14 protein-coding genes are annotated in these 14,928 nt (G+C 67.7%); 6 read left to right on the forward strand and 8 right to left on the reverse strand.

The genetic code is table 11. The features are described from left to right. Positions 1-1,114 (reverse strand): amino acid permease (locus ACW6W5_RS07310; RefSeq protein WP_152152011.1); only part of this gene is annotated, 1,114 nt, incomplete at its 3' end. An 81-nt stretch (positions 1,115-1,195) separates the two neighbouring features. After that, positions 1,196-1,906 carry an AraC family transcriptional regulator gene (locus ACW6W5_RS07315; protein WP_121038827.1) on the reverse strand — a complete coding sequence of 237 codons (711 nt, stop codon included), beginning with the start codon at positions 1,904-1,906 and terminating at the stop codon, positions 1,196-1,198. 182 nt (positions 1,907-2,088) lie between these two features. Here ACW6W5_RS07315 and ACW6W5_RS07320 point away from each other — a divergent pair, with 182 nt between their 5' ends. Both ACW6W5_RS07320 and ACW6W5_RS07325 read left to right on the forward strand, forming a co-directional pair. Further along, complete coding sequence (locus ACW6W5_RS07320) at positions 2,089-4,179, forward strand: catalase (RefSeq protein WP_152152009.1); 2,091 nt, start codon at positions 2,089-2,091, stop codon at positions 4,177-4,179. Between the two features lie 36 nt (positions 4,180-4,215). Further along, positions 4,216-4,656: a HupB gene (locus tag ACW6W5_RS07325; RefSeq protein WP_193222767.1), complete on the forward strand. Its 441-nt coding sequence runs from the start codon at positions 4,216-4,218 to the stop codon at positions 4,654-4,656. A 74-nt stretch (positions 4,657-4,730) separates the two neighbouring features. Here the strand turns inward: ACW6W5_RS07325 and ACW6W5_RS07330 are convergent, their stop codons facing one another. The 4 genes from ACW6W5_RS07330 to ACW6W5_RS07345 form a co-directional block, all read right to left on the reverse strand. Next, positions 4,731-5,519, reverse strand: coding sequence for a hypothetical protein (locus ACW6W5_RS07330; protein WP_152152004.1), 789 nt, complete (start codon positions 5,517-5,519; stop codon positions 4,731-4,733). A gap of 104 nt (positions 5,520-5,623) precedes the next feature. Then, the gene (locus ACW6W5_RS07335) at positions 5,624-6,889 is read right to left on the reverse strand and encodes a sensor histidine kinase (RefSeq protein ID WP_152152002.1); all 1,266 of its coding nucleotides are present in this window, start codon (positions 6,887-6,889) and stop codon (positions 5,624-5,626) included. Beyond that, positions 6,886-7,572 carry a response regulator transcription factor gene (locus tag ACW6W5_RS07340; RefSeq protein ID WP_121038839.1) on the reverse strand — a complete coding sequence of 229 codons (687 nt, stop codon included), beginning with the start codon at positions 7,570-7,572 and terminating at the stop codon, positions 6,886-6,888. Before ACW6W5_RS07340 ends, ACW6W5_RS07335 begins: the two co-directional genes overlap by 4 nt. 4 nt (positions 7,573-7,576) lie before the next feature. After that, a complete protein-coding gene (locus tag ACW6W5_RS07345) occupies positions 7,577-8,704 on the reverse strand; it encodes a type 1 glutamine amidotransferase domain-containing protein (protein ID WP_152152000.1) in 1,128 nt (375 codons plus the stop codon). A gap of 191 nt (positions 8,705-8,895) precedes the next feature. Between ACW6W5_RS07345 and ACW6W5_RS07350 the strand changes: the two genes are divergently transcribed. Further along, entirely contained in the window at positions 8,896-9,756 is an 861-nt protein-coding gene (locus ACW6W5_RS07350) for a PA4780 family RIO1-like protein kinase (protein WP_121038845.1), read from the forward strand. Positions 9,757-9,850: 94 nt separating this feature from the next. Here the strand turns inward: ACW6W5_RS07350 and ACW6W5_RS07355 are convergent, their stop codons facing one another. Then, positions 9,851-11,983 (reverse strand): methyl-accepting chemotaxis protein, encoded by a 2,133-nt coding sequence (locus tag ACW6W5_RS07355; protein ID WP_121038848.1) that lies wholly within the window; start codon positions 11,981-11,983, stop codon positions 9,851-9,853. 203 nt (positions 11,984-12,186) lie between these two features. On the opposite strand from ACW6W5_RS07355, the gene ACW6W5_RS07360 reads away from it, so the two are divergent. Continuing rightward, complete coding sequence (locus ACW6W5_RS07360) at positions 12,187-13,164, forward strand: L,D-transpeptidase family protein (RefSeq protein WP_152151999.1); 978 nt, start codon at positions 12,187-12,189, stop codon at positions 13,162-13,164. A 3-nt stretch (positions 13,165-13,167) separates the two neighbouring features. Further along, the gene (locus tag ACW6W5_RS07365) at positions 13,168-13,863 is read left to right on the forward strand and encodes a M23 family metallopeptidase (protein ID WP_121038854.1); all 696 of its coding nucleotides are present in this window, start codon (positions 13,168-13,170) and stop codon (positions 13,861-13,863) included. Here the strand turns inward: ACW6W5_RS07365 and ACW6W5_RS07370 are convergent. Further along, positions 13,823-14,218 (reverse strand): DUF6966 domain-containing protein, encoded by a 396-nt coding sequence (locus ACW6W5_RS07370; RefSeq protein WP_152151997.1) that lies wholly within the window; start codon positions 14,216-14,218, stop codon positions 13,823-13,825. The genes ACW6W5_RS07365 and ACW6W5_RS07370 overlap by 41 nt on opposite strands. 207 nt (positions 14,219-14,425) lie before the next feature. On the opposite strand from ACW6W5_RS07370, the gene ACW6W5_RS07375 reads away from it, so the two are divergent. Continuing rightward, positions 14,426-14,839 carry an EF-hand domain-containing protein gene (locus tag ACW6W5_RS07375; protein ID WP_121038860.1) on the forward strand — a complete coding sequence of 138 codons (414 nt, stop codon included), beginning with the start codon at positions 14,426-14,428 and terminating at the stop codon, positions 14,837-14,839. The last annotated feature ends 89 nt before the right edge of the window (positions 14,840-14,928 follow it).

Raw genomic sequence — 14,928 nt, forward strand, 5'->3', positions numbered from 1 at the left:
TGTTGAGCAGCACCGGCAACACCTTGTCCGGGAACACCAGCTCCATCACCGTCGCCGCAAAACCGAACAGCACACTGGCCAGCACCGCGATGATCGGCACCTGGCGCGGATCGGTCCAGCCCAGCACCGCCGGCGCCTCGCGGCGCTGCGCCAGCGAATACATCATCCGCGACGCACCGTAGAGATTGGCGTTCAACGCCGACAGCAGCGCGATCACCGCGATCAGCGTGATCGCCGTCGCCGCGCCCGGAATCTTGGCCGCTTCCAGCACCGCCGCGAACGGCGACCTGAGTGCCTCGCTGGTCCACGGGACCACCGCGATGATCACGCTCAACGAGCCGATGTAGAACACCAGGATGCGCCAGGCCACGGTGCGGATCGCACGGGCGATGCTGCGCTCGGGATCTTCGGTTTCGGCCGCGGCCACCGCCACGATCTCGGTGCCGCCAAAGGCGAATATCACCACCAGCAGCGCCGCGCCGATCCCGGCCAGGCCCTTGGGCATGAAGCCACCGTGCTCGGTGAAGTTGCGCAGGCCCGGCGAGGCCACGTCCGGCAGCCAGCCCATCAGCAACGCCACGCCGATCAGGATGAAGCCGACGATCGCGGCCACTTTCAGGATCGCGAACCAGAATTCGAACTCGCCGAAGTTCTTCACCCCGAGCAGATTGATCGCCGTAAAGAACAGCATGAAGGCCAGCGCCGCCATCGGCACCGGAATCGCCGGCCAGACCGTGGCGAGCAGGCCGGCCGCACCGACCGCTTCAGCGGCGATCACGATCACCAGCTGCACCCACCACAGCCAGCCCACCGTGGCGCCGGCGGTGGCGCCCATGGCGTCGGCGGCGTAGACCGAGAACGCGCCGCTGGTCGGCTTGGCCGCGGCCATTTCGCCGAGCGCGTTCATCACGATGATCACCAGCGCGCCGGCGACCAGATACGACAGCAGGACCGCCGGGCCGGCGGCCTGGACGCCCACCCCGGAACCGAGGAACAGGCCGGCGCCGATCGCGCTGCCCAGGCCCATCATGATCAGCTGGCGGGGCTTGAGCGCGTGTCCCAGGCGGGTATCGGCGGGCGGAGTGGCAGGAGCCGGAGTCTGGGATGCGGGCATCGGAATCGATTGGCGGGCAACAAGTGCGACACCATACCCTGTCGGCCGCGCGACGGCATAGGCCGGAAGCCCCACCCCGCCTCAGGCAGCGGCACGCTCGCCGATCTGGGCACGGTAGGCCCGCGGCGACAGCCCGACCTCGGCCTTGAACTTGCGGGTGAAGGCGCTCTGGTCGGTGAAGCCGCAGGCCTGGCCGATGCTGGCGATGCTGTCCGGGCCATGCAGCAGGTGCACCGCCATCTGGATGCGCAAGCGGGTCAACACCTGTTGCGGGGTCATCTGGAACACCTTGCGGAAGGTGCGCTCCAGCTTGGACAGCGAGAACCCGGTGATGTCCAGCAGGGTCTGCATGCGCACGTTCTCGGCGTAATGCGCATTCAGATGGGCAAGGGCCAGGCGCAGCTGCTCGTACTGGGTGCCCAGGCTGTCCTTCTGGCCCAGGTCGCGCGAGATCCCGATCAGCCCGCGGATCTGCCCCTCCACCAGCAGCGGCCGCTTGCAGGTCAGGCACCAGCCCGGCTCGCGGTTGGCGAACAGATGCAGTTCCATCAGGTTTTCGATGACCTTGCCAGCCAGCACCTGCTCATCCTGGGTGGCGTAGTCCGCGCCCAGCCCGGTCGGATAGATCTCCGCCGCGGTGCGTCCGATCACGTCCTTGCGCGACTTCAGGCCCAGCCGGCGCAGCATGGTCTGGTTGATATGCGTGTAGCGCCCGTCGCAGTCCTTCATGAAGAACAGGACGTCGGGGATCGCATCAAACAGGGCTTCGATGTCGGCGGGTTCAACGCGCATGCGGTTGGGGAGAACAGGGGAAGACGCGCCCAAGGATACCTGCCCGCACGCGCGCCACCCAGCGCCGGGGCACCGCATGTGAAGCGCGGGTGCAAGCAGCGCCCGGTTTTCGCACCCTCGATTAACGCCCCGGCCGCCAGTGTGAAGCGATCCCCCTTCCCGCCAGCTCCCGGAGTCGCCTCATGGCCGCCAGCAAGAAAAGCACGAAGAACGCCCCTGCACCCGCCACCGATGTCCGCGGCGAGGGGGATGAACTGCACCAGCGTGCGGGCAACGGCCACCCGGTGCTGACCACCAACCAGGGCATCCCGATCGGTGACAACCAGAACTCGCTGCGGGCCACCCCGCGCGGGCCGACCCTGCTGGAAGACTTCATCCTGCGCGAGAAGATCACCCACTTCGACCATGAGCGCATCCCGGAGCGCATCGTGCATGCGCGCGGCAGCGCAGCGCACGGTTACTTCGAGCTGACCCGCTCGCTGGGTGAGTACACCCGCGCCCGGATCCTGAGCGAAGTGGGCGTGCGCACCCCGCTGTTCACCCGCTTCTCCACCGTGGCCGGCGGCGCCGGTTCGGTCGATACCCCGCGCGATGTGCGCGGCTTCGCGGTGAAGTTCTACACCAAGGAAGGCAACTGGGACCTGGTCGGCAACAACATCCCGGTGTTCTTCATCCAGGACGCGATCAAGTTCCCTGACCTGATCCATGCAGTGAAGATGGAGCCGGACCGTGCCTTCCCGCAGGCGGCCAGCGCACACGATACTTTCTGGGACTTCGTGTCGCTGATGCCCGAATCGATGCACATGATCATGTGGGCGATGAGCGACCGCACGATCCCGCGCTCGCTGCGCACCATCGAAGGCTTCGGCATCCACAGCTTCCGGCTGATCAACGATGCCGGCGAGTCGACCTTCGTCAAATTCCACTGGCGGCCGAAGCTGGGTATCCAGTCCACCGTGTGGGATGAGGCGGTCAAGCTGCAGAGCGCGGACAACGACTTCCACCGCCGCGACCTGTTCGAGGCGATCACCGCCGGCGATTTCCCCGAGTGGGAGCTGGCGGTGCAGCTGTTCACCGAGGAACAGGCCGAGGCCTTCCCGTTCGACCACCTGGATTCGACCAAGATCATTCCCGAGTCGCTGGTGCCGCTGACCGTGATCGGACGCATGGTGCTGGACCGCTGGCCGGACAACTTCTTCGCCGAGACCGAGCAGGTCGCCTATTGCCCGGCCAACGTCCCGCCGGGCATCGACTTCAGCAACGATCCGCTGCTGCAGGGCCGCCTGTTCTCCTATCTGGATACCCAGCTCAGCCGCCTGGGTGGGCCCAACTTCCACCAGATCCCGGTCAACGCGCCCAAGTGCCCGTTCGCCAACCACCAGCGCGACGGCCACATGCAGATGAACATCCCGAAGGGCCGGGTCGCTTACGATCCCAGCTCGCTGCAGGGCGACAGCCCGCGTGAGACCGCCGATGGCTTCCCCAGCCATGCCACCGCGCCGGATGACGGCCGCAAGGGCCGCGTGCGCGCGGAGAGCTTTGCCGATCACTACAGCCAGGCCCGGATGTTCTTCCGCAGCCTGGAAGCCCCGGAGCAGGCGCACCTCGCCTCCGCACTGGTGTTCGAGCTGTCCAAGGTGGAAACGGTCAAGGTGCGCGAGCGTACGGTGAGCCACCTGCGCAACATCGATGAATCCCTGGCCAAGCGGGTCGCCGATGGCCTGGCGATGCCCGCGCTGCCCGAGTCGGCCGCCACGCAGACCCCGGCGCAGGATTTCCCGAAGGCGCCCGAGGTACGGATCATCGGCCGCACCAAGGACCTGCTCACCGGCCGCTGCATCGGCATCCTGTTCGACGAAGGCTCCGATGCGGCCCTGATCGCCAACCTGCGCAAGGCCGCCGACAAGGCCGGGGCCAGCGTGAAGCTGGTCGCACCGAAGATCGGTGGCGCCAGGCTCAGCGATGGCAAGACGCTCGCCGCGGACGGCCAGTTGGCCGGCACGCCGTCGGTGGTCTTCGATGCGGTCGCCGTGGTGCTCAGCAGTGATGCCGCCAAGAAACTGAGCAAGGAATCGGCCGCGATCGATTTCGTCAGTGATGCCTGGGCCCACCTCAAGGCGATCGCCGCCGACGACGGCGCACAGGCGCTGTTGAAGGTCGCCCGGGTCGGCAACGATGCCGGGGTGGTCGAGGCCGAGGACGCAAAGGCCTTCCTTGCTGCCGCCGCTACGCGGCAGTGGGCCCGCGAACCGAAGGTGCGCGCGCTCGCCTGAGCGGCGCCACCTTCGTCACCAGACAGGAGCACGACCATGCCACGCGGTGATAAATCCAGCTATACCGACAAGCAGAAGCGCACAGCCGAGCACATCGAGGAAAGCGAGAAAGCGCGGGGCCGCAGCGAGGCCACCGCCGAACGCATCGCCTGGGCCACGGTCAACAAGCAGGATGGTGGCGGGAAGAAGCGCGGCAGTGCGAACAACACGGCCGCCAAGACCGCGAAGACCTCGCCGACGAAGAAGGCAGCGGTAAAGAAAACCGCTGCCAAGAAGGCCGCTCCGAAAGCAGCCGCCGGGAAGGCCACCAAGAAGACCGTAACGAAGACGGCGAAGAAGGCCGCTGAAAAAGCGACAGCGAAAACCGCGGTCAAAAAGACGACAAAAAGAGCGGCGAAGAAGACCGTCGCGAAGCAGGCCACCCGGAAATCCGCATCAACGACCGGCGCCCGAAAGCGAGCGACCGGCAAGGCCTGACCTGCGCACAGGGCCCGCCGTGCATCTACCGCGTGCTGCCTGGAGCAGCACGCGGCAGAGCGCAGGCGCAGCGCTTACCGCGGCACTGGCACGGTGGACGGCTTCGATGGCGTGACCGTTCTAGGTGCTACCGGTTTCACCGGCAGCGGCATCGACTGCAGCCGGCGGATCGAGCCGATCGGCACGGCTTCGGCACGCCGTTGTTCCGGCCACCACAGGAACACGAACGCACTGCTGGAACCCAGCAGTTTCGCAGTGCCGGGCAGCGCGACCGCGTCACCCCCGAGCACGACCTGCACCGACGTACCGCCCCTGCCATCGCGGATCTTCTCGGCCGAGCTGAGGGCATACAGCGCCGCGCCGAATGCCATGAAGCAGACCACCGCAATGCACATGCCGGTCAGCGGGCGCAGCCCGGAGAATTCCCAGTTCATCCACGGCGACTCCGAGAACAGCATCCGCCATCCCCAGTGCCTCGCGCGCAGGCGTGCCACCTTGGCAGGATTGCGCCGCCGCAGCGTCTCCGGCCAGCCCAGCACCACGGCAAGCAGGGCCCCCAGCAACAGGATCAACAGGTAGGCCGGATCGCGCAGCCCGGCGACCAGGAAGTCACTGACCTGCAGGTAGTCCAGGATCGACAGCCGGAATTTGAAGTAGAAAAAGTAGCTCGACCACAGCCCCAGCACGGAGAGGAACACATATCCCGCGCTCACCATCAGCGCCGGCTCCTGCCGCAGCAGGCGCCAGATCACGGCCACCATCGAATCTTCGTTGCCATGCGTGATCGGCAGCAACGACCAATCGGTCGGCGTCTGCTCCGCCGGGACATCCCCGTGACTGCTGCCCTCGTCCCTGTTGCCCATGCGCCCCTCCCCCGTTCGGCAGAGCATCGCGCACTTTGGCGATGGACGGAAGCGGGCCCGCCCCGGATGGCACCCGGTCGCCGCGGCCGCCATGCCGGATCGCCTCACTGCACGCTGAAACTGGCCACCGTGGCGTGCTCGCTCCCTTCGATGCGCAGGTCGATGACGAAGCGGGCGCACAATCGCTGCACGATCGCCAGGCCGAGCCCGAACCCGGCACTGCCCTCGCCCTTGGTGAACGGCCGCATGATCGCCTCGGCATCGCCCGCCAGGGCGGTGTTGCGGATCCGAAGCCGCCCGCTCGCCACCTCGATGTGCACCTCACCCGAACGGGTATGCGCGAATGCATTGCCGACCAGATTGGCCAGCAGCATGTGCAGCACCGGCCCGGGCACCGGCAGGCGCACGTCGGCCGGCACGTCGACCCGCACTTCCACCGGCTTGCCCTCCAGCAGCGCGGCCTGCTCGATCACCACCTGTTCCAGTACCGGCAGCACCGCCAGTGGTGTCGCGTCCTGTTCCACGTTCTCTTCGCGGGCCAGCGTGAGCAGGGTGATGACGGTCTGTTCGAGCTGCCGCGCCGAGTGCTGCACATGCTCAAGCTGCTGCCGCCCACGCTCGGACAGGCCCGGTTCGCTGGCCAGCTGTTCGGTAGCGCTGCGGATCACTGCCAATGGCGTGCGCAGCTCATGGCTGGCATCACGGGTGAAGGCATGCTCGCGCGCAATGAAGGCACGCACGCGCCCGCTCAGATTGTCCAGGCCGCGGGCGAGCACGCCGACCTCGTCATCGGGGAAGCCCCCGGCGAACCCCAACGGCAGCCTGTCCGGCACCATCTCATCGACCAGCGCTGCCAGCTTCGACAAGGGCCGCGTGGTACGTCGAGCCAGCCATGCGCCGGCCAGGATGGCGACCACCACCACGGCCAGTCCGGACCAGGCCAGCAGCGCCAGGATCTGGCTGCGCATCGGCCGCACCACCAGCTGCTGGCTGACCTCGGCGACCAGCCACCCTGGCGTGGCGGCTCCTTCCGGCTGCACCGGCCGCAGGTGATAGTGCCGCCCCTGCGTACCGGCGATCTCGCGGCGCAAGGGCTCGGCATCGAAGGTGGCCTTGAGATCGGACGGGAACGTGGCAGGGCTGTCGTGGATCGTCATGAACGCATTGCGCGGCGGCGACCACGTCCCACGGGTGGCCCGCTGATCCAGCTGCTGCTGCGCTTCCTGCTCAAGCATCGCATCGAAGAAGCGATCCTCCACGCTGTACACGAATACCGCCACGTACAGGCCGAACAGGCCGGCCACCACCAATGCGAACACCGCGAAAGCCAGCATCAACCGGTTGCGCAGGCAATGCACCCGTGCCGTCATGCGTCGGCCTCCAGCTTGAAGCCGACATCGTGCACGGTCTTGAGCATCGGCCGCTCGAACGGTTTGTCCAACGCCTGGCGCAGCAGGTACAGATGCGAGCGCAGCGGATCCGACGGCGGCGCCTCATCGCCCCAGAGACGGCGGATCAACTCGCTGCGGGTCACCGTACGCGGCCAGGCTTCGGCGAGCAGCACCAGCAGCCGATAGGCGGTCTGCGGCAACTCGATCGCCTGCTCACCGCGGCACACGGCGCCGCTACGGCGGTCGATGCCGAGCGATCCGATACGCAGCATGTGCCCGCCGCGTCGGCCGTGTCGGTGGGCCAGAGCCAGGCATCGCGCCAGCAGTTCCTCACCTGCGAACGGTTTGACCAGATAGTCATCGGCACCGGCCTGGAAGCCGACCAGCTTGTCGGCCAGCGTGTCGCGCGCGGTCAGCATCAGGATCGGGATGTGGCGGTCGGCCTGTTCACGCAGATGGCTGCACACGCGCAGACCATCCATGCCCGGGAGGGTGAGGTCCAGCACCAGCACCTCCGGCGGCTCTTCCAGCGCCATCTGCAGGCCGCTGCGGCCATCGGCGGCGAAGGCCACGCGATGGCCGCGGGCCTCCAGCAGCGTGGCCATGCCGGCGCGCAGCGCCGGGTTGTCCTCGATCACCAGGATGTGCAGGCCGTCGTCCATGGTGTCAGCCTTCGATCGTGTCCTTGAGCTGCTTAGCTTCGGCCATGTCCGGGTGGGTTTCCAGCAGTTTGCCGAGCACCGTGCGCGCCTGTGCCACCTCGCCCAGCCGCCAATGCGCCTGGGCGATGCCCAGCGGCAGCTGCGGTTCGCTCATGTACGGCGCGGCCAGCTGCATGATCGCCAGCGCGTCACGTACGGCAGCATCGTCCTGCGCGGCCTGCAGCTGGTAGTAGCCGAGCACGCCGATCAGCTGGTCGTGATAGCCCGTACGGTTGCTGGCCAGCTCGTGCTTGACCACCTCCCCCTCACCGGCCAGCAGGCGCTGCACCAGCGCCATGCTGGCCTCATCGCGCCAGGGCGTGCGCGTGACCGGGGTGCGACCGGTGGCGCGCACGATCGCCTCGGCGACGGCCGGTGTCGAATACGGGTTCTGCCCGGTGATCAGGCGACCGTCCACCACCAGTCTGGGCATCATCAGCGGCGCCTGTTCCCAGCGCGCGCCGCGCTCGCGCAGCGCCGTTTCCAGCAGGAACGGGAATTCCTTCGCCCAGCGCTTGCCGAACACGCCCTCCTCTGCATTGGTGAAGCCGGTCACGCGCCGCCCGGCCACCAGCAGCGATCCGTCCGCCAGCCGCACGTCCACCAGCGCAGCCGGGCCGTGACAGACCGCCGCGACCACCGCGCCGCGATCGTGCATCGCGCCCAGCAGACCGCGCAGTGCGGCATCGGCGGGCAGATCGAACATCGCCCCCTTGCCCCCGACCACGTAGACGGCCGCATAGTCGGCCGCCCGGAGGGTGGCGGTGGCGCGGGTATCGGCCAGCAACGCGGCCGCGGCCGGATCGGCGAGGACGCGTGCATTGAAGGGCTCCTTGGCATCGAACTTGTCGGCCTCCACCGGCCCGCCGCGTGGGCTGGCCACCTGCACGGCCAGGCCGTTGTCGCGGAAGATCAGGTAAGCCTGGGCGAATTCGTCCATCTCGAACCCGGGGCGGGTCTTGCCCTGGTCACGGCCCTCGCCGCTGACCACGATGAGCACCGTATCGCCCGCCGAAGGGCGGGCATGGAGCAAGGGAACGGCCAGCAACAAGGCCAGCACGGCACCGGTATGGCGCAACAGGGACAGCATCATGGGCGGCACTCCTTGGGAAAGTGACGTCAGCCTGCAGGCCGGATGTGAATCAGAGTTCAAGCCCGCGTGGACGTGCACGCAGCTGAACAACCGGGCCGCCGAGCGCCGTGTCGATGGCTCCATCGGCCCGAAGATGCGAAAATCCCTCCCCCTCCAGGGCAGGCCCCGCGCCAGCCGATTCCCGAGATACCGTGAAGACCCCCCAAGGCTTGCAGGCGCTGATCGACGACGGCGTGATCGATGAAGTGCTCCGCCCGCTCAAGAGCGGCAAGGAAGCAGCGGTATACGTGGTCCGCAGCGGCGACGATGTGCGCTGCGCGAAGGTCTACAAAGACATGGCGCAGCGCAGCTTCCAGCAGCGCGTGCAGTACCAGGAAGGCCGCAAGGTCCGTGGCAGCCGCGAAGCGCGCGCCGTGGGCAAGGCCAGCAATTACGGCCGCAAGCAGCAGGAAGCGGCCTGGAAGAACACCGAAGTGGAGGCGCTGTACCAGCTGCGCGATGCCGGCGTGCGCGTACCCGAGCCGTACGGCTACTTCCACGGCGTGCTGGTGATGGAGCTGGTGACCGATGCCGAGGGGTATTCCGCCGCGCGCCTGGGCGAGGTCGAACTCAGTCCGGAACAGGCCCGCGAGTTCCACCAGATCCTGGTCCGCCAGGTCGTGCGGATGCTGTGCTGCGGCCTGATCCACGGCGATCTGTCGCCGTACAACGTGCTGGTCGGCCCGGAAGGCCCGGTGGTGATCGATTTCCCCCAGGTGGTCAGTGCGGCGGGCAACAATGCCGCGCGCACGATGCTGCTGCGCGACGTCAACAACCTCACCGCGTACCTGGGCCGCTGGGCGCCGGAGCTGCTGGAGACCTGGTACGGCGAGGAGATGTGGGCGCTGTTCGAGGCCGGCGATCTGCTCCCGGACAGCGTGCTGACGGGCGAGTTCGAACAGGATGAAAGCAGCATCGATCTGGATGGCGTGCGCCATGCGATCAACGATGCGCGCGAAGAAGCGCTGATCCGCCAGCAGGGTCGCGAAGCAGCGGAAGAGAACGAGGACTGAGCCGGGCGCGCCGTTGCGCCGGGCGGCTGGATCGGCATGAAAAAAAGCCCCGCCGATGCGGGGCTTTTCCGTCCAACTCAGCGCGCGGGTGCCGTCACGCGGCCTGCAGTGACGCCGGGCGGCGCAGGCCTGCAGAGGGGTCCTCCAGCGTGAACACCGCCACCGATTCGGTCAGTGCGTGCGCCTGCTGCTCCAGCGCGCGGCTGGCGGCGGTGGCTTCTTCCACCAGCGCCGCGTTCTGCTGGGTCACCTGGTCCATCTGCACGACCACCTGGTTGACCTGCTCGATGCCGGCGGCCTGTTCCTTGGTCGCGGCGGCAATGTCGCTCATCAGCTGATTGGTGCGCGAGCTGGCCTGGGTCAGGCGGGCGATCGCCGCTTCGGACTGCACGGTGACGCTCAGCCCGGTCTTGACCTTGCTGCTGGACTCATCGATCAGGTCCTTGATCTCCTTGGCCGCCGTGCCGGCGCGCTGCGCCAACGTGCGTACCTCGGTGGCCACCACCGCGAAGCCGCGTCCGTTCTCACCGGCACGGGCCGCTTCGACGGCCGCGTTCAGGGCGAGGATGTTGGTCTGGAAGGCGATGCCGTCGATCACCGAGGAAATCTCGGAGATACGCGCCGAGGACTGGTCGATCTCGCTCATCACCGCGGCCATCTGCGCGATCGCCTGCTCGGTCGCCTTGACCGCCGCACCCGCCGCATGGGCTTCATGGTCGGCCTGGTTGGCCAGCTCGGCGTTCTGCCGGACCGTGGAGGTCAGCTCCTCCATCGAGGCCGCCGCTTCTTCCAGGTTGGCTGCCTGCTGCTCAGTACGGCGCGACAGGTCATTGTGGCCGGCCGCCAGTTCCTGCGCGGCATCGTTGATGCTGCCGGCCGCGCCCTGGATCTGCTGCACGATGCCGGTCAGCTGCACCGCGGTGGCGTTGGCATCGTCGCGCATCTGCGCAAAGACACCTTCGTACCGGCCGTCCATGCGCGAGGTCAGGTCGCCGGTGGAAATCGCGCGCAGTACCTGCGACAGGTCGGCGATGCTGGCCTGCGAGCTGGCCATCATCCCGTTGAGCTGGGCGACCATCGCGCGGAACTGGAACTGGAACGCCGGCTCGTCGCCGCGCACGGAGAAGTCGCCGGCACGTGCGGCCGAGGCCAGTGTCTCGATCTGCTGGTTGATCGCCATCAGGCTGGCCTTGACGGTGGCCATGGTGGTGGTCAGCACGGCCTTCTCGCCCGGGTAGCTGTCCAGATCACGGCTCAGGTCGCCGATGGCGTAGCGCTGCATCACCTCGACCATGTGGAACTCGACGGCCACGTGCGAACCGACCAATTCGTTGGTGGCCCGGATCATCCGGCCGAAATCGCCCGGGAAGGCCGTTTCGTCCATGCGATGGCTGATGGCACCGGCCTCATGCTGGCGGGCCATGTCCAACTGCGCGGTGATCGCGCCCTGGACGCCCTGGCGGACCGTGGCCATGGCGTTGCCGAGCTGGGTGATCTCATCGCGACCGCCCAGATGGACGTCATGGGCCAGATCACCCTTGGCCATCCGGGTGGCCAGGCCGACGGCGCGGGCCAGCGGACCGGTCAGGCTGCGGCCGATCAGCACGGAGGCGGCGATGCCGACCACCAGCGCGATCGCGCCCAGCACCAGCAGCTGCAGCAGGGTCCGCTCGCCCAGCCGGATCGCTTCGGCAGCGGCCTCGCGGCTTTCCTTTTCCTCGTAGACCACGCCATCGCTGAGCGCCTGGTTCCAGCCATTGGCAGCGGCCTGCACGGCGCCCAGGGTGAGGGCCGTGGCAGCGGCAAAATCGCCCTGCTGCAGCTGTTCGCTCATCTGCTTGTTGAGCGGACGCGCCACCGCGCGGGCGGCCGCGATGGCGTCTCCGACGGCCTTGTCTTCCGGCTGTGCGGGCAAGGCCTGGTAGCCGGCCCAGCTGGCTTCATAGCGCGCGACCAGCGCGGCGATGCGCGCCTCATCCTCGGCCAGACCGTCGCCCTGGCGGATCAGCATCTCCCGGCGCACGACCATCATCTGGTTGTTGGCATCGAGCATGTCCGAGAGCAGCCGCACCTTGGCCACGTTGACCTCGACCACCTGCTGCATCGCGCGCTTCTGTACCGCACTCCCGGTGGCGCCGGTGGCGACGACGGCCGCGACCAGCAGCAACAACAGGCCAAAGCCCATGCCTAGACGCCAGACAACGCTGACGTTCCGCAAAAATTCCATGAGACATCCGAAAAACGTGGGGGGGTGGGCTGGTATCGGCGCCAGACGCAGCGCCTTGACCGACGGCCGTGAGCCCGCTGTGAATGGATTCACATAACCCTGGCGTTGCCCCCGCATCGCCGCTCAGCCCTCCGTCAGGCTTTTCACGGCAAGTGCGCACGCCCGGCAGGCATGGTGGAAACACGTTCCCGCTGGAGTTGCCGATGTCCCTTCGCCTGCACCGTCTCGCCCGCCTCACCGCGCTCTCCCTCGCCCTGGGGGCCTCCTCCGGTTGGGCGGTCGCACAGACGGCACCCGCGCCCGCCGCGATCCCGGACGCCGACGCGACGCCGCTGGCGACCGGGCCACGCTCGGATCTGCATGCGCAGGTGCTGCTGGACCGCGCGCACTTCTCCCCCGGCCAGATCGATGGGGAGCGCGGCTCCAACCAGAAGCGCGCCGTGTCCGGCTTCCAGGCCGCACGCGGGCTGAAGGTCAGCGGCGAACTGGACGATGCCACCTGGCAGGCGCTGCAGCCGGATGCCGCCCCGCCGCTGGTGCGCTACACGCTCACCGCGGAAGACGTGGCCGGTCCGTTCCAGCCGGTGCCCAAGGGTCCGGCCGCGCAGGCCAAGCTGAAAACCCTGGGCTTCGGTTCGATCGAAGAAGCGCTGGGCGAGCGCTTCCACGCCTCCCCCGAGCTGTTGAAGACGCTCAATCCGGGCGTGGACCTGGGCAAGGCCGGCAGCGTGATCCAGGTGCCGAACATCGCGGCCGCCCCGCTGCCGAAGGCCAGCAAGCTGGTGATCGACAAATCCGACTCCACGCTGCGGCTGTTCGATGCGGACGGCAAGGTCTACGCGCAGTTTCCGGTGTCCTCGGGCAGCAAGCATGACCCGCTGCCGATCGGGAAATGGAAGATCCTGGGCATCTCCCGCGATCCCACCTTCCACTACAACCCCAAGCTGTTCTGGGATGCCAAGGCGGGCGACAGCAAGGCGGTCCTGCCGCCGGGCCCGAACAATCCGGTCGGCGTGGTCTGGATCGACATCTCCAAGCCCCACTACGGCCTGCACGGCACGCCCGAACCCGGCCATGTCGGCAAGACCGAATCGCACGGTTGTGTGCGCATGACCAACTGGGATGCGCTGCAGGTCGCCGCTGCGGTCGATGCCTCGGTGCCGGTCGTGATGCAGGAGTAAGCCATGAAGACCTTTCGACTGCTGGCAGTGGGACTGGTGATCGGCGTGGTCGGCTACTGGCTGCTGGGGCCCGGCCCCTCCGCCCGGCTCGGCGCCGCCGAACCGGCCAAGGTGGGATCGGCCACCAGTTCGGCCCGCGCAGCGCTTGATGCCCCGCCGCCGACGACGCCGGCCACGAACCCGGTGCCTGCCGACACGTCAGCCACACCGCCCGCGCCGGACGCGGGCGGTTCGACACCCGCACCGACAAGCGGCGCGGCGGGCGCGCTGCTGCTGCCCGTGCAGGGCATCGGGGCCGATCAGCTGCAGGACACCTTCACCGATGCGCGCAGCGAAGGCCGCGTGCATGATGCGATCGACATCCTGGCGCCGAACGGGACGCCGGTGCTGGCCGTCGCGGATGGGACGGTGGAGAAACTGTTCGACAGTGTGCGGGGCGGACTGACGGTGTACCAGTTCGAGCCAAGCGGTCGCTACTGCTACTACTACGCGCATCTGGACCGCTACGCCGATGGGCTGGCCGAGAAGAAGACGATCAAGCGCGGTGAGGTGATCGGCTATGTCGGCAGCACCGGCAACGCCAGTCCCGAGGCGCCCCACCTGCATTTCGAGATCCATGTACTGGGTCCGGAAAAGCAGTGGTGGAAAGGCGAATCGATCAATCCTTATCCGGTGTTGAAGGGGCAGCAGGCCCTTTGATCAACGCGTACCGGGGGGGGGCGTCCCGGATCGCCCGCGCCAGTTGCCAGGCGCGACCGCGCAGTGCATCCAGGCGCTCATTGAGTTCACCCGCGTCTGCGCGCCACTGGAAGTGGCCGTTGCTGTAATCCAGGCCCAACGCAACATCATTGAACGACCCCATGCCGCCATAGGCGCGCAGCACGCTCTCCGGCGCGCCTGGATCGCCCTGCTCAAGCTGGGTGATGACCCGCTGCATCCAGTCGGCCCAGTGGGTTTCCCCGTCGCTGCGCAGCAACGCTTCAAGCTCGGACACCACCGCATGCAACGCGCGGTCCGCGCTGCTCATGCCGGTGGCCACGTGATCTTCAGACACCCTGTCGCCCCTGCTGATTGGTGAGGCTGCACAGCATGCCATGGCCCCGCGCTGGCGGACGTGGTCACGCCGGTCCGATGGGCGCGGGCAACCAGTAAAACTACTGTCGCGAATGCGGGAAATTGCCGTTGCCCCGGGCATCGACGCGGCGGACACTGCGTGCTGAAGGCATGCCCCCCTCCCCCTGCGGTCTTGGAGACAACTGTGATGATGCTCGCGCACCGCGTTGCCCTGCTCCTTCTCTGCGGCGCTGTCGCCGCAAGCGCCGCCGCGGCGCAGGACCTGCCCGCCACCGCGCCGGATCGTTTCGCGATGCTGGACCGCAATGGCGACGGCAAGGTCAGTCGCGATGAGTACGACGGGGATGCTTTTTTCCGCCTGGTCGATGCGGATCACAATTACCGGGTGAGCGTGGATGAAGTGCAGGCGGTGCTCGGCCCGCAACGCGATGGCGAGTTCTCGGCGGCGGAATGGGTACGCATCGCCGACCTCAACGGCGATGGCGAATTGAGTGCCGAGGAGATGCGTCGCTCCTCGCAGATGCGCTTCCAGAGCCTGGATGCCAACCACGATGAGAACCTTGAACTGTCGGAACTGCAGATGGGCGTCGGCCGGCGCTGAAGGGGGCGAGGCAACGAAAAAGCCCCGCTTGCGCGGGGCTTCGTTTCACACCTTGCACCTTACACAGTCACGCAATGCCGGGCATGGCC

Source organism: Stenotrophomonas sp. IS26, assembly GCF_054188265.1.

Coding starts and splice junctions, on each gene's coding strand:
- ACW6W5_RS07315 (WP_121038827.1), bottom strand. CDS start 1,906: ATGCGCGTTGAACCCGCCGACATCGAAGCCCTGTTTGATGCGATCCCC.
- ACW6W5_RS07320 (WP_152152009.1), top strand. CDS start 2,089: ATGGCCGCCAGCAAGAAAAGCACGAAGAACGCCCCTGCACCCGCCACC.
- ACW6W5_RS07325 (WP_193222767.1), top strand. CDS start 4,216: ATGCCACGCGGTGATAAATCCAGCTATACCGACAAGCAGAAGCGCACA.
- ACW6W5_RS07330 (WP_152152004.1), bottom strand. CDS start 5,519: ATGGGCAACAGGGACGAGGGCAGCAGTCACGGGGATGTCCCGGCGGAG.
- ACW6W5_RS07335 (WP_152152002.1), bottom strand. CDS start 6,889: ATGACGGCACGGGTGCATTGCCTGCGCAACCGGTTGATGCTGGCTTTC.
- ACW6W5_RS07340 (WP_121038839.1), bottom strand. CDS start 7,572: ATGGACGACGGCCTGCACATCCTGGTGATCGAGGACAACCCGGCGCTG.
- ACW6W5_RS07345 (WP_152152000.1), bottom strand. CDS start 8,704: ATGATGCTGTCCCTGTTGCGCCATACCGGTGCCGTGCTGGCCTTGTTG.
- ACW6W5_RS07355 (WP_121038848.1), bottom strand. CDS start 11,983: ATGGAATTTTTGCGGAACGTCAGCGTTGTCTGGCGTCTAGGCATGGGC.
- ACW6W5_RS07360 (WP_152151999.1), top strand. CDS start 12,187: ATGTCCCTTCGCCTGCACCGTCTCGCCCGCCTCACCGCGCTCTCCCTC.
- ACW6W5_RS07365 (WP_121038854.1), top strand. CDS start 13,168: ATGAAGACCTTTCGACTGCTGGCAGTGGGACTGGTGATCGGCGTGGTC.
- ACW6W5_RS07375 (WP_121038860.1), top strand. CDS start 14,426: ATGATGCTCGCGCACCGCGTTGCCCTGCTCCTTCTCTGCGGCGCTGTC.